The sequence below is a fragment of the Roseovarius sp. MBR-51 genome, assembly GCF_053628575.1.
This window is the reverse complement of record NZ_JBRJGQ010000030.1, coordinates 1-15,027: the sequence shown is the minus strand read 5'-3', so window position 1 is coordinate 15,027 and position 15,027 is coordinate 1. Positions and strand designations below refer to the sequence as shown.

The 15,027-nt window shown below is 57.0% G+C and carries 8 protein-coding genes; 3 read left to right on the top strand and 5 right to left on the bottom strand.

Annotated elements, in window-relative coordinates:
- Positions 1-198 precede the first annotated feature (198 nt).
- The 5 genes from ACSSVY_RS21445 to ACSSVY_RS21425 form a co-directional block, all read right to left on the bottom strand.
- A complete protein-coding gene (locus tag ACSSVY_RS21445) occupies positions 199-3,939 on the bottom strand; it encodes a translocation/assembly module TamB domain-containing protein (protein ID WP_454271974.1) in 3,741 nt (1,246 codons plus the stop codon).
- Positions 3,939-5,558: an autotransporter assembly complex protein TamA gene (locus tag ACSSVY_RS21440; protein ID WP_454271972.1), complete on the bottom strand. Its 1,620-nt coding sequence runs from the start codon at positions 5,556-5,558 to the stop codon at positions 3,939-3,941. The genes ACSSVY_RS21445 and ACSSVY_RS21440 overlap by 1 nt, the downstream gene beginning before the upstream one ends.
- Positions 5,559-5,854: 296 nt before the next feature.
- Positions 5,855-8,953 carry an efflux RND transporter permease subunit gene (locus tag ACSSVY_RS21435; RefSeq protein ID WP_454271970.1) on the bottom strand — a complete coding sequence of 1,033 codons (3,099 nt, stop codon included), beginning with the start codon at positions 8,951-8,953 and terminating at the stop codon, positions 5,855-5,857.
- Entirely contained in the window at positions 8,950-10,062 is a 1,113-nt protein-coding gene (locus ACSSVY_RS21430) for an efflux RND transporter periplasmic adaptor subunit (RefSeq protein ID WP_454271969.1), read from the bottom strand. Before ACSSVY_RS21430 ends, ACSSVY_RS21435 begins: the two co-directional genes overlap by 4 nt.
- A 114-nt stretch (positions 10,063-10,176) precedes the next feature.
- A complete protein-coding gene (locus ACSSVY_RS21425) occupies positions 10,177-12,699 on the bottom strand; it encodes an ATP-binding protein (protein WP_454271967.1) in 2,523 nt (840 codons plus the stop codon).
- A gap of 508 nt (positions 12,700-13,207) precedes the next feature.
- Here ACSSVY_RS21425 and ACSSVY_RS21420 point away from each other — a divergent pair.
- The 3 genes from ACSSVY_RS21420 (at position 13,208) to ACSSVY_RS21410 (ending at position 14,726) form a co-directional block, all read left to right on the top strand.
- On the top strand, positions 13,208-13,339 hold the full coding sequence (locus ACSSVY_RS21420) for a hypothetical protein (protein WP_454271966.1): 132 nt from the start codon (positions 13,208-13,210) through the stop codon (positions 13,337-13,339).
- Entirely contained in the window at positions 13,339-13,947 is a 609-nt protein-coding gene (locus ACSSVY_RS21415) for a response regulator transcription factor (protein WP_454271964.1), read from the top strand. The genes ACSSVY_RS21420 and ACSSVY_RS21415 overlap by 1 nt, the downstream gene beginning before the upstream one ends.
- A 428-nt stretch (positions 13,948-14,375) precedes the next feature.
- Complete coding sequence (locus tag ACSSVY_RS21410; protein ID WP_454271963.1) at positions 14,376-14,726, top strand: hypothetical protein; 351 nt, start codon at positions 14,376-14,378, stop codon at positions 14,724-14,726.
- Positions 14,727-15,027: the final 301 nt, after the last annotated feature.

Sequence of the window (15,027 nt, the reverse complement as noted above, 5' to 3'; positions counted from 1 at the left end):
TTGCTATATGAGGGCCGCACGCTCCAAGGCGCTCGCCCCAAACTGGCCGACTTTTGCTCCGCCACAATGGCCGAATTTTACTCCGCCGTTGACACCCCATCGTACCGATCCTCTGGTCCACAAAGGCGCCTGCTGTACGTGCAAGGTGTTTTAGGACTCAATCATGGCTATTGAGTGAATGTGCTCAGGTATTCGTCCTCAGTAATCTCGTTCAAAGAACACACCAATCCCTGAGTTGCCATCGTTCGACGTCCCTCCTTTGACCGTTAGACTGTTGGTCAGGTCGAGGTTTAGATTAATGCGCTGCTTTCCTTCGCTGTCTGCGGTAACTTCAGTATAGACTTTGTCTGAGATATAGGCACCCGCACTTACTTCTGTTCCTCCATCATCGGTCTGCGACACATCAAGATCTGACAGACCGACGGCATTCCGCAATTTACCTACAACATCGCCGCCGCTCCGACCTGAGAGAGTGGCCACCGCAGAGGCCATCTGAGCCGCTTGGAATGGTGATATGCTATCGAGGCCGCGCCCGAAGATCAGGCGTGAGACAACTTCTTCTTGCGGTAGATCGGGATCAGAGATGAAGCGAACTTCTGGTGCGCTTGCCAAACCTTCAATGATCACCTGAACGGTAACGTCATCGGTTTCGGTTTCCCCGACAAAACGGAGATACGGGTCAAGCGAGCCTTGCAACGTGACTCGTCCTTCGGTCATGGTCAACCGCTGGCCCAGAATGTCGAGCCGTCCGCGGATCAGTTCGAAGAACCCATCCGGTGCGACGGCCTCGGTGGTTCCAGCTAGGCGCAGTTGGCCGCCCAATTCCGCATCCAGCCCGCGACCGCGCACAAATATCCGATTGGGTGCATTTATTGAGAGGTCGAGTAGATAGGGCCGTGCGCGGCCCGTGCCCGGAGCCTTTACAAGGCCAGCGCGTTCCCTGGTCGCGCGGACATCAACAGGTTCGTTCACGTGCTTCAAATCTTCAAGGGACACAGATGCGGGACCGAGGCCCGAAGGGATACGGATATTGGTTTCGCCTAACGTCAGCGTTCCACCAATCCGGGCGCCTCCCGTCAGCGGGCCATTCACAGCTATGTTGCCATTGACGGATGTCGTGTAAATTGACTGATCGCTGAGCATGAGATCGGTCAAACCAATTTGCAGATCGCCAGCATAGCCCGGTGTCAACGCAATCGGGCCTGTGATCCGGATTTGCCCGCCATCCCTCATGAGAGCGGTGAAATCAGTCTGCATGCGGCTCTCACCGAGCGTCGCTGTCCCGCTGATGTCCTCTACGGCAAGACCCGTGCCCGGAAGGGCAATCCGCGTTCCAGACGTGGTAACGCGGCCAGACACCGCCCCAAGAGACGGGGTGCCGTTTATCCGAAGGTCATAGCTGGCACTTCCCTGAAGCGCATTTGGTTGAATGAAACTATTTGCAAGCGCGAGAGGCAGGGAACCATTAGCGGCGATATCAACGGATGCCGCATGATCGACGATATCGCCGGAGACTTGTGCCGTTGTGCCTCCGGGACCGGTGGCGGACAGCGTGAGAGAAATGCGTTGTGCCAGATCGCCAATCAGCCTAGCGCTTCCGTTTGCCGATACGGGGCCCGAAAACTCTGGGGCAAAAAGCCCAAGGTTGGCGAGGCGCGCGGTGAACTCAACCGGCGCGCCGGGACTGTCGGATCCAGCCGATAGAGAGACCTGTGGAGTTTCGAACTCCAAACTCGTGATCTCGATCCTCTCCGGGCGACGGGCGGCGTCTGCGGTGAGCGTCAGGCGCCCGGCAATGAGCTTGTCGAGTTCGGTGATCCCGGTCGCCAGATTTTGCCCGTTCATCGCGGCTTTAAGAGCCACATCCTGAGCACTGTCCTTGGCTGAGCCCTCGAGCGTCATGTCAAGCTGTCCGCGCAGGGTCTGACCCGCGAGTGCATTGAAACGCGCCAGATTTTCGATTTCCGCCCTGAGCTTCCCCCTTACGGGCAGCCCCGGTGTCTCGGGGGAGAGGGCTGCATCGGCACGCAGGCGCGCGCCCATCAGCTGTGCGTCAAGTCCGTTCAAGGTTATGTCGCCGCCGGCCTGCCATGACACGTTGCTGCTGAGTTCTGCGGGGCCGGAGAGGCGAGGATCAGAGAGAGAAAGATCTGAGAGCCGCGCGGCAAGGCTGAGCGCGCCGCTTTCACTGCTAAGGCGCCCCGACGCCGTGGCCCGAATGGTATCATTGTCAATCTGGAACCGGCTGAGATCGGTGCCTGTCGTATCTCGGCGGGCCGCCAAGGAAAGCGTTGCTGGGTTGGCGATCAACGGATCGACCTGCGATATTCCAAAGGCGAGGCCGTCAGTTTCGGCGTCGAGTGTGATGTCAAAATCTCCACCCAGCAGGCTCCCTGAGCCAGCAATCGTCGCGCGCGCCGCACCAGCGATGTCTTGACCTGCAAGCGCTGCGAACCGCGACAGGTTCGGAGCTTCGAGAGTTACCGTGCCCGATACTGGAAATCCTGCGGCCAACTCCGCTATTTGTCCGTTGCCCGTGAGCTGTGCGGCGCCTGCGTCGAGACGCAGTCCGAGCAACTTGAGCGGGCCACCTTCGGTAAAGTCGAGCGACGCAAGCCCCGACAGCACTGTTCCCGCCGCCTCAGCGAGGGCTGGGTCCTCTAGCCTCAGGCCTGATACATCAAACTCGGCCAGTGCAGTAACGCCACGCGGTGCGGTCTGCCGCAATACGCCGCGGCCAGAGAGATTGGCGCTTGTGATACCGACTTCGGGCCTCTCGAATCCAGTCATGGCGACCTTGGCCCGCCAACGGTCGCCGCGCGCGGCATTAAACCGCGCCTCAATCGTCGCGCTTGTAACATGCGTGGCGGGACCGGTGATCGGCAGGCGGACGGGGGAGCCTTCATTGCCCAACTCGCCGTTGAGGGCAAACCGTACAGGCCATCCGGCTGCGTCAAGTGAAAGTGAGCCATCGAGTTTGATCTGAGCCGCAGAAAGGTTGAATTCTTCGATGTCAAGATTCCCACCGCTCTGCCGCTGACCCTCGACTGAAAGTTGGCTGTTCGTGCCAAAGAACGGGCGATACTCGGCGGCAAAGAGCGGCGTCAAATCGCCCCTCAGCTTTGCAGAAAATGCCTGGATGGGCGTCTCGGATGCGTCCACATTGCGAAGGGTCACCTGACCAGTCAGGCGTGGCTCATTGTCAGATGCCAAGCGAATGTCCGCAACGTAATCGCTCAAAGGGGCCGTACCGTTGATCTTTAATGACAACGCGGGCCGATCAGGCAGTTGCAGCAAAGTAGCTGCAATGCCGCCCTCGTCCTCTTCAAGAGATAGCTCTAGAGCTAGGACTTCGGTCTCGTTCACAAAACTCGCGTCTAATTGAACAGCACCGCGCCCATCCAAGCGCGTCACGTCGATCTCAGCCGCGCCTTCGCCCCCTCCGAGCGACAGTCTTCCCAAGAGTTGAAGGTCAATCTCTTCTCCGAGGATGGGTGCACCAAGTCTGAGTGTTTCGGCGCTGATCTCTCCTATGTTGACCGAGACTGGCAGTTCAGGAAGTTGAAAGGGCTTGGCCTCAGCCATCTCGGGCGAGAGTGCCTCTTCGGCCTGTGGTAGCCGGGCCAGCACAATTTCACGCGCGGTCAGACGATTGATCTCTACCCTACCTCGCAAGAGCGCCGAACGCGTCCAGTCGAGTGTGACTTCATTCAATGTGATCCAGATGCCGTCTTTGTCGGCGATGGTTAGTTCGTCCACTGTAGCCTGTGATGAGAGCGCCCCGGAAAACCCGATGATCCGTACATCACGACCGGCGCCCGACAGGTTGTCCTCTAGCAGGGATTGCAGATAGCCCCGGTCCTGTTCAGGCGTCTGCGCCAAGAGTGGCAGCGCAAGACAGGCGAGTGCGATCGAGAGGATGGAGATAAGGCGTGCCATCAGAAGGCCTGTCCGATGCCGATGTAGATCTCAAAATCTTCACCGACATTGTCGCCAAGAGGCGTGCCTATATCCACACGAATTGGGCCGACAGGAGTGAAGTAGCGTGCGCCAAAGCCCGCGCCGCTGTGCCAACGACCACGTCCGGTGCCGAGCGCATCTTGTCCGATAAATCCCGTATCAGCAAAGGCCACGGCCTGAATTTTATCGTTGATGTTAGCGCGCAACTCGCCTGAGAAACCAGCAAACGCACGACCGCCCACGGTGACGCCGGGTGCGATATCAACACCGAGCGACTGATAACTCTGACCACGCACGGTGCCCGCTCCCCCAGAGTAAAAGAGCATGTCAGCTGGGATTTCATCAACGGTTGCACCCGCGATTGATCCGATTTGCGCCCGTCCCGCTAGGACAAAGCGATCGTCAGGACCAAAGCTGCGATAATGTCGTCCATCCGCATAAATTCGCGCGCCGTCGCCACTCTCTTGATCAAGACCGATAAACGGTGTCAGCGTCACTTCGAGGAAAATCCCGGATGTTGCGTTCAACGGATCGTTGCGCCGATCCCATGTGATGCTGCCTGGAAACAGCAAGTGTTGCAGTTTGCGCGCTCCCAAATCGTCACTTATGTCGGAATAGCGGTAGGCGATGCCGAGCTCGCCGCTCAGTTCATCGGAAAAGATGTGGCTCAGACCGCCGCCGATTTCTATCTTTGCCTCGCGATAGTCAGGCTCATCATTTCCTTCAGTGCGAGCTTCTAGGAAAAGGCCTGTGTCGGGGGTGAATGTTGCGGGTCGATCGTAACGCACGCCAAGCCGGTAATCCTCACCGCCAGAGTCACCACCAATACCGCCGATCAAACCATCGATCCGCAACCTCTCGGCCCCGCCCCAAAGGTTTCGGTGCAACCAGAAGCCAGATAATGTAAGACCTTCCAATGACGCCAACTCCGCGCCCGCGCCGATGCGGCGACGTTCGGCGTCGGTCACACGAGTTGTGATGTCGAGTGTTCCATCCGGATTTGGACTCTCGGCTTCGGTCATCACTACAGAACGAAAAGCCCCTGATCGACGTAGGCGTGTGGCAGCCTCGTCCAGATCCTCGGGTGAAAATACTCGGCCAGTGGGAAGGCCTGCGATGGCCCGAATACGTGATGGGCGAACGCGGCTTGTGTCGCCTTCGTTTGAGATTTCGAGCGCCCCAAATCTTAGACGTGGACCCGGATCAAGAGCGATGTCAGCGGTTAGCGTTGAGACCGCGTGGTCAGCGATAACAGTTTGATCGGCAACAAGGGCCTTGGCATGACCTGAGGCACGCCACGCGGCAATCCCCGTTCGTGTCGCCTCTCCGATCAACTCGCCCCTGGCCGGATTGCCCGTCGCAAACCCTTCCGGCAGCTTCGTATCCGGTGGGAGTGGGGTCACCCGAGCCGTTGAGAAAGTGAAGGCCGTCCGCCGGTCAACACTTATATCGATCTGCGCGATCTCGGTTGGGGCCCGCAGGGGTGGTATACTGGCGGCTTCCTGTCCATTCACCCGGATGCTGATCACCCCGCCGTAATAGCCTTCAGCATAAAGGACGCCAATCAATCGCCCGTAGTCTGCCTGGGCTGCGGCCAAGAGATCTTGCGCCGTTGCCTCTTGTTGAGCGGCAGTGGTCATCACAAGCGATGCACTGCGCAGCTTCTCCGAGAATGACTTTGGGGCGTTGGGTGTGGAGAATGACACATCTGTTGCATGAGCGAACAAAGGCATGAGCCCTACGCAAAGGGCCGCTATTCCTAACAGTCTTGAATGGGACTTCATCACCCGAGATGCACTCCGCTAGCTTGCGCGTTTTATCGCATTGCGAAGGAGGGATTGCCACCCTTGCCAAGAGCCAAATCCGCGCCCGGCGTTTTGAAGAGGACAAAATTTCATTCCGCCGGTTGATGGCTTTTGGCCAGCGCAGCGTCGAGAGTCTTCTCAACTGCGCCGCGTGGTTTGGTGAAACCGGCCATCAGATCGTATAGAATTGGCGTCACAAAGAGCATCAACGTCGTGGCCATGGCGAGGCCCGCGATGATCACGGTGCCGACTGCGATCCGGCTTTCAGCACCTGCTCCAGAGGCTGTAATCAGCGGAACGGCTCCTAAAATCGTTGAAACTGCCGTCATCATGATGGGACGAAGACGCAGCACCGAGGCTTCGATCACTGCTTCGCGCACGGCGTATCCTTCGTCGCGCAGTTGGTTGGCAAATTCCACGATCAGGATGCCATTCTTGGATATGAGCCCGATCAGCAGGATAATTCCAATCTGACTGTAAACATTGAGCGACAATCCGCCTGCTGCCATTGCGTAAATCGCGCCGGCGATGCCGATGGGAACGGTCAACATAATGACAAGTGGGTGCACAAAGCTTTCGAATTGTGCAGCAAGAACCAAGTATACGATGAGCAGCGCTAGAAGGAACACGAGACCAACGCCACCTGAGGTATCCTGATAGGTGCGCGATTGGCCATCATATCCCAACTTGGCCTCGGGTGGCAGAATCTCTGCCGCAATTTCCTCTAGTCGGCTCAGCACGTCGCCAAGTTCGGCGTCGGGTGCCAGTGCGCCCGAAAGCTGAATCGAGGGCAAACGGTCGAAGCGTCGAAGTGACGGGGTCGCAGCGTTTTCCTTGAGTCTTACAAGAGCCCCCAAAGGAACCAATGTCTCACCGTCTCCGGCCCGAACGAAGATATTCGTGATGTCGGTGGGGGAGCGGCGATCTTCATCTTCGGCCTGAACAAGGACGGGGTATTCACGGCCTCGACTTACAAATGTCGTAACCTCCCGCGATGCGAGCATGGTTTGCAACGTGGCCGCAATCGCATCCGCGGATATGCCCAAATCGTCGGCGCGCGCACGATCAATCTCTATATCGAGTTGCGGCAGGTTCTGGTCAAAGTTGATCTCTGGGTTCACAAGGCCTTCGACACTTTCTGCACGCTCTAGAAAAGTTGTGGCCCAGTGTTTGACGCTCTCGAAATCGGGGCCTCCGATCACTATCTGGACTGGTGTAGAACTTCCGCGTAAGCCAAGCCCCGCAGGTGTTACAGGGAAGCCGCGCGCAATGGTCACATTCCCCATCTGCGGAGCAATCTCCGACACGATCTCGGATACAGACCGCTCACGTTCTTCCCAAGGAGCGAGACGGAAGACAACAAATGACCGCCACGGGCGACCACCCCAACCAGTAAAGCTGAACACGGTTTCAATTTCACCGGACTCTCTCAGGGGTTCCAAAATGGCTTCAACCTGACGGGCGGCCATGTCGGAATGTGCGACGGTCGACCCCTGTGGCGCCGTCAGCGGCACGAAGCCCACCCCCCTATCCTCGCGCGGGGCAAGTTCGCGCGGAAGCCCATCATAAAAGAGCACGGCTCCTGCCGTTATCACAAGTGCCAAGGGCAGGATGACAAGAGGCATGCCAATAGCACGGGTCAAGAGCGAACGATAAATGCGTTGAATCATCGTTGGTGGACGTGGTCCGGTGGCAGCGTTGGCGCGCAACTTGCGAGCGCTCAGAACTTTTGAAGCAAGCGCCGGGCAGGCGGAAAGCGCGACAAACGTAGAGATCGCCACCGTTCCAGCCATAACCCAGCCAAATTCGACAAACAGCCTTCCTACTTGACCGGGCATGAAGGACAGCGGCACAAAAACTGCAATCAACGTTAGCGAGGTTGCAATGACTGCAAATGTAACCTGCCGCGCTCCATGCATGCTGGCTACGAGAGGGCTTTCCCCGTCTTCAATGCGGCGTTGGATGTTCTCAAGAACAACAATGGCGTCATCCACAACAAGACCAATGGACAGCAAAAGCGCCAGAAGGGTTAGCGTGTTGAGCGAAAACCCCCAAATTCCAATCAGCAAGAAGCTTCCGATCAATGCTACTGGAATTGTGATAAACGGCACAAGCGTGGCAGGGATGCTGCGTAGGAAAAGGAGGATGACCGCAATCACGAGTGCCAGCGAAATAAACAGAGCAACCACTACCTCGCGGATTGAGGCTCCGACGAAAAGGGCGTCATCGGACCCAACTATAATCCTCATGCCTGCAGGCAGGTTGGGCGCCAATGTCTTGATTTCGGCGCGTACAGCCTTGGAGATTGCCAGAGTATTAGACTGGCTCTGACGCAAGACCTGAACGCCGACAGCATCGGTGCCATTGGTTCGAACGATGGTTGAATCGTCTGCAACTCCCGGCACGACACGCGCCACATCGCGCAATCTGATTGGATATCCGGCCATCCGGTCTAGGACGATGTCACGAAAATCCTCAATGCTGCGCAATCGGCTGTTGAGACGGACTGTGAGTTGGCGGTTGGTCGATTCCACGTCGCCCGCAGGCAGTTCGAGATTATTGCGACGCAAGGCCGCTTCGACATCGGCCACCGTCAGGTTGCGCGCGGCAAGGGCTCTTCGATCCAACCAAATGCGGACTGCAAACGGTTGATCACCAATGATTTCGACATTTGCGACGCCGTCAAGAGTGGCGAACCTGTCCACGACAAATCGGTCAATATAATCGGTAATCTCGGCTGTGGACATGCGGTCCGACGTGACAGCAAGGCGCATCACGGGATCTGCATCGGCATCACTCTTGACTACTTGTGGTTCATCCGCCTCTTCAGGCAGATCACCACTCACTCGCCCCACAGCATCGCGGACGTCATTTGCCGCAACATCGATGTCGACGCTGGTCTCGAATTCGACGGTGACCCTTGATCTTCCCTGGCGGCTCTCAGAACTGATTGTGCGGATGCCGGATATGGAGGCTATGGCGCCCTCTACCGTTTCCGTAATGTCGGTATCGATGACTTCAGGGGCTGCACCGCGATAGGTTGTCGTGACAGTGACGACCGCATTATCTACGTCTGGGAGTTCCCGCACCGGAATATCGCGTAGGGCAGCCATGCCGAATATCACGATGAGAAGACTTGCCACCGCAGCCAGGACGGGCCGTCTGATCGAGATGTCAGAGAGGGTCATGTCGCACTCTCGGGCTTGGGCATATCGGTTTCCGCAGTGGCACCGGTGTCGGCTTCTAAGATCTTAAGCAAAGTACCATCACGCACCCGTTGCAGACCGCGTATGATCACGGACTCACCGGCCTCTAGTCCTGAGATAATGGCGATCTGCCCATCCTTACGTTGTCCTGCGATCACGATACGGCGGCTGGCTTTGCCGTCCGTCGCGACAAAAACATAGGTTTCGGCTGCTTGAAAAACGATTGCCTCTTCCGGTACCGTGACTTCATTGCTCTCTGATAGGACCAGCGTCAGTGACAGGAACATGCCTGCAGGGAGTGTGCTATCCGAGTTTGGAATCAGCGCGCGGGTGCGAAAGGCGCGGCTGACCGGGTCTATGCCACTGTCCACAACATCCACAGTGCCGTTGAACACGCGATCTGCGAAGGCCGCGCTGCGCGCCGTCAGCGGTTGCCCCTTTTGCACCTGCCCATAGATCATCTCGGGCAGGGAGAACTCGACTTCGACTTGGCTCAAGTCGTCGAGCCGGGTGAGAACCTCGCCTTCTGTGACGCGTGCGCCCACATCGAAGTTTCTAAGCCCGACGATGCCCCCAAAGGGCGCTGTGATGGTCCGATCGTCAAGCCGACTGCGTGCGCGCTCCACCTCTGCCTCAGCTTCTGCGAGACGCGCGATCGCCTCTTCCTCGGTGGCTTTTGACACGGCACTGGTCTGACGCAACTGACGTGTGCGCTCAAGGGTCTGACGCTGTTCAATTAGAACAGCCTCGGCTTCGGCTAGATCCGCGCGCTCGATCGTATCATCAAGGCGCGCCAAGACGTCGCCTTTTTCAACTTTCGTCCCCGGAGAGATGGAGAGCGCGATCAAGCGTCCGTCGACTTCTGGAACAATGTCGATGGATTGCAGGGCGCGCGTCGTGCCAACCGCTTCAATTGTCTCTTGAATCGTACGTCTTTCGGCTGATGTCACTTCAACAGTTACAGGTCGCTCTCCGTCAGGCGCTGTCTCTGCGGTGTTGCTGGGCGCGAAATAGGTCTGGTATGCCAAATACCCGCCGTAAGCTGCTACACCCACCAGACCAAGTACGACCAGTTGTTTCCATATCTTCATATTGGCCGGGGTCCCGTTCTCTGGTGCCCCGCGATGACGCGGGAAGTCTGATAGTGAACTGTATGATGTGGAACCTATAGTAAGCCAGATGAAAGGCAACTCTTAGTGAGTTTTTCAGCGTTTCCGGTTGTGCTCTTTGAGCTGTGCCAGCGTCTCTTGCAACACCTCTGGGATTGCCACGGTGGTTGTTGCTATTGTGGACTCGTCTCCAGTGCGCAGGGCTACTTCTGTGAGCCCCAGGAGGGCCTGTAGCCTGAGCGCGCCTGTGGAGGCGGCCGTGCCAGCAAGTTTGTGTATGTGATCTGCGAGGTCGTTGTTGGACCGTCTGTCTCGCTGATTAAGTGCAACGAGGATCGCAGAGCCGTCGGCCTCGAACTCTTTGATAAGCCGGTCAATCCGCTCTTGAGGCAAGGCTGAACGCAACTGCGTTAGGTATGCGGGATCAACACAGTTTGTCGTGTCTGCGGAATTGACTCCTCGGGTGGCCGTCTGATGTATGACGGCGCGCAACGCTTCGCGACGCAGAGGTTTCGTCTCGACCCGGTTAAAGCCCGCGGATTCCAGATCGCCGCGGTCCTCTGCCCGTACATGCGCTGTCAGAGCGACGATGGGTGTCTTTGAATTTAGGCCCTGGCTGGCTCTGATACGGCGCGTGGATTCCTTTCCGTCCAGCCGTGGCATGCTGATATCCATTAAGATCAAGTCATATTGCTCAGCTGCCGCGCATTCCAACCCTTCCATGCCATCACAGGCAAGCTGGACTTTGTGACCATCGTTGGTCAGCATGCTCTCCAGCACAAGACGGTTAGTGGCATTGTCCTCGACAACCAAGATGTTAAGGGTTCTATCGGATTTTGTCATTGGGGGCAGGGCGACCTGAGGAGGCTCGTGCGTTGCGACCACGCCTGTTGCCGGGGGCAAGGGCAGGCGCACCCAAAATAGGCTGCCTTCTCCAAGTTCACTTTCGACGCCAATGGTGCCTTTCATAAGGGTGACCAGTTGGCGTGCAATGCCGAGGCCAAGACCCGTCCCCTCGGGTCTGTCACCCGAGATGTCCTGAACACGCATGAAATCATCAAACACTTTCGGTAGGTCGGTCTCACTTATGCCAATGCCGGTGTCTGCGACCTGAAATTCCACCTCGTCCAAACCGTGCTGGCTTGGGTCATGTCGCGTCACGTCCAACGTGATTTCGCCATCCTTGGTGAACTTGATTGCATTCGAAACGAGATTGAGGAGCACTTGGTAGATCCGTGCCCGATCTCCTATGGTTCGTCCGAGTCCAGAGTCGGGTGTGCGCAGGCGAAGGGCATTTCGTCGGGCCTGTGCCGGCCCCTGTTGGGTTTCAACCAACTCTTCCAGCAATTGGTCCAGATCAAAGGCCGCAGGTCGCAGGACGATCTGTCTCGCAGCGGCTTGGGTCAAATCCAGCGCATCGGTGATCTGCGTCAAGAGGAGTTGACCCGACGACCGCATGATCCGGGTGAACTTCTCCTGCTCGGGCGTTAATCCAGTATCGTCCAGCAATTCAAGCGCTCCCAGAATACCATTCAGCGGTGTGCGCATTTCGTGACTTATCATCGCGAGAAATCGTGCTTTGGCTCTCTCTCCTGCAAGTGCCCGGTCGCGGGAGCTAGCGATTTCGGCCTCGGCCGCGATCCGTTCGGAAATATCCCGAACAAAGCAGATGCAAATTGTGGTTTGGCCCCGCTTTGCAAGATCCGCCGACAACTCAGCTGCAAACTCGCGGCCTGCGAAATTGCGAACGATCACATCCTCTCGGCGCACTGGACCATCGACGCATGTCTCTCGCAATACGTTTGCATCAATTGGCTTCAGCCGTCCATCAGATTGTTTATAAAAGAGAAATTTGCTTAGTTCGACTGGAGTTTCAGGATCTTCTGAAAGATCCAGCAAGTCACCAGCGCGCGCATTTGTATCTTCGATGCGCCCATCCGGGCCAACGACCAGAACGGCATCCTGCGAGGTGTTGAGGATGGTCGCCAGCCGGTTTGATGTACTCGTACTTTGCTCGGCCTGCCTGCGATAGCTGCGATACAGGCGCCAAACCAAGAATAAGAGCGAAGAGAGAGCGGCAAGCATCATGACACTGAGTGCCGCCATCGAAAGAATTTTTGCGGTCAGTCCGGCGCGTTCCGAATCCGAGCGCTTGGCATCTGCGGCCAGTCCCCGCGTTGCTATGCTTCGAATTGGCTCGGCCATTTCCAGACCGAGTGTTATCAGGCGGTCTCGTTGTTGAAATACTGTTGCCGCATCCGCATCCACAAGAGGCACCATTCTCGCAAGAAGGTCTCCGATGCGGTCAAGGTCTGCATGAGAAACATCCTGTGCCAAAGCTTCGCGGTACACCCTGCCGTTCCTTAGGGCAGTTGCTCGGCTGTAGAGAACATCAAACTGACGCCGGACGTGATTGATTTGCTCAGGGTCCGGCGCTGTCAAGGTCTGCAATGCGGCCAAGTACTTGATCTGGTCAACCTCTAGGCGCGATGTCGTCCATTGTAGATTGTCTTGGTTTGCTATGCCGTAGTCGTCCAGTTGTACGAAAACCTTGCTGGTCAGAACCACCGCCGCCAACATGCAGCCGATCGCAAACGCGCTTAGCGTGATCAGTAACAAGCGATGCCGAGTTGGTGACGTGTGAAGTCTCGAGGCGTGCATGATTTGCCTTATAATTCGTTACATACATACAACTTGTTTTGGCCACTAACCGACAAGTATGCCAAACGCGCCCCCGGAAAAAAGTTCAGTACCTTGGGTCGAATTAGCGCTATGGTTGTATATCGATCAGTGTGATCAATTGTCACCTAGACCGATGGGTTTTCAGCGCCTTTCCATCTTGTAGCGAACGTGGCGCCCAGCAAAGCTCTGGGGAGTGTTGATTGCCCGGAGGCCAAGTATTTGTATTCTTGCATTTTGTTGGTTTTATGGCGCAGAGACGTGCCGTTTGGCCTTTCGCTACAGTTTTGCTTTTCTTTGTTGGAATGTGGAGCCTGGCGTTGGGCCAAGGGGATGACGTGGACGGGTGGGACCATGGGAACCACCACTGCTCTTGCAGGTATGCTGCTGTTTTCCAGGGATTGACCAGTCTCCTATCCCGAAAGATAGGGGCGGCGAGGGGATTGGCATGGAACTTGCCACATGTGCAGAGGATATGGGTGACCTTGATGGGGGTTGCCGAACAATTGTCATGGCGCCGAGTGCAGCTTATTATCTGAAAAATAAGCAGAAATTCGGTGGCAGAGGGAAGATGCGCTGATGACCAAACTTTTGCTGGCCGATGACCACGATCTGGTGCGTGAGATGATCGCCGAGTACCTCCGGGTGCAGGGGGGCTTTGACGTTTTCGTGGCCGAGAGCCTGGAGAGCGCATTGAAGGTCCAAGAGAAAAATGTTCCTTTTCAGTTAGTTATGCTTGATTTGATGATGCCCGGAATGGATTCTCTGTCGGGCCTTTCCGTGATGAAATCGCGGGCGGGGTGTCCGGTGGCGATTTTGTCGGGGACGGGGACGCCGGAGGTGGCGCGCAGGGCGCTCAGATCTGGGGCGGCGGGGTTTTTGCCGAAAACGCTGGATCCACAGTCTTTGGTGGCTGCTGTCCACCATATGTTGTTGGGAGAGACCTATACGCCGCTAGATTTTCTTGAATCCGGGGATACGGAGGCGGAGGGGAAAGTGCACCTCACGCCCAGAGAGACGGATGTTCTGGTCGGCGTTCTGGACGGAAAATCCAACAAGGAAATCGCAAGAGACCTTGATATTCAAGAGGTTACGGTCAAGCTGCACCTCAAAACCCTGTCCCGCAAACTCGGCGCCAAGAACCGCACCCAAGCCGCCATGATCGCCCGCGATATGGGGCTGACCTGAGGGTCGGCGCGTACAGGACGTACGTTTTGTACACGGGTTTTGTACGCAGGGGGGGAGGGGGGACGGTTGCCTTTACTCGTCCCATTGAACGGCGGGTGGAAAGTGGCTGGAGTGGCCTTTCGTGGACCGTTGTGCGCGTGCAGCAAGTATCGGGTCGTCGACATGACGGGCGGAGGGCGGACGTGCGATGCGGCCGCACACTGACCGAGTGGTCTTTTAACAAGCTGCCATTCAGGCACAATCAAGACTCTCGTTTGCAGGCGCGTCGACCAAGTGCTCCGGCGTTCAGAGAACGCTTTGTGGGCGAGTTGAGGGTCCACCAGTCGGTGCCACGCGCGCAAATCATTCATTGGCATATAATTGGTCACGAGCTGCGTTGGGGGAAGCGGTCGCAGGCTCCAGTGCTGGCAAACGAATGCTTTCGCGGCATGTTGCAGAAGCCAATCCGCTCATTACGTCTCGTCGGTCCGTCCTTAGAACCTCTGCCCCACGGAGATGTAGAGCAAACTGTCCCCTTCATCACTGACCGAGCCGTCCACGGCAAAGTCGACTGGGAATTTCTTGGACACCCTGTATCTCAGGCCCAGGCCGACTGCCGACCCGGCATCATCAAGCGAGTTGAACCCGCCATCGACACCGGCCACGCCGCCAAAAGCCACAACGCCGAGCCGCTTACCCAGCCGTTTGCGATACTCGATCTGTGCCGAAACAAGGGCCTTGTTGATGCTGGCGTATCTCGTCGAGTTCGACGGATTTACAAGACATTGTATATGTCCTAGTGCCGCCCCTTTTCGCGCAGGAGTCTGGGCGTTTGGCCCGTCCAGCGTCGTATCGCGCGCGTCAGGGTCGACTGATGTGCATACCAGTGAAGATCGACGGCTTGCAGTGCCGCATCAACATCCCGTCCGTGATTGAACATCCAGCGAAGCGCGGGCGCATTAACATCTGCATGTATGAGTGGTACAAAATGTGACATGCTATCAATTCTGTGAACGGCGGAGCAATACTCGGCCACGGTAGCGACGGCATAGTGTTGTCGCGGGCGGCGTAAAAGTCGTCCACTTTTGCCCTTTCGGATTT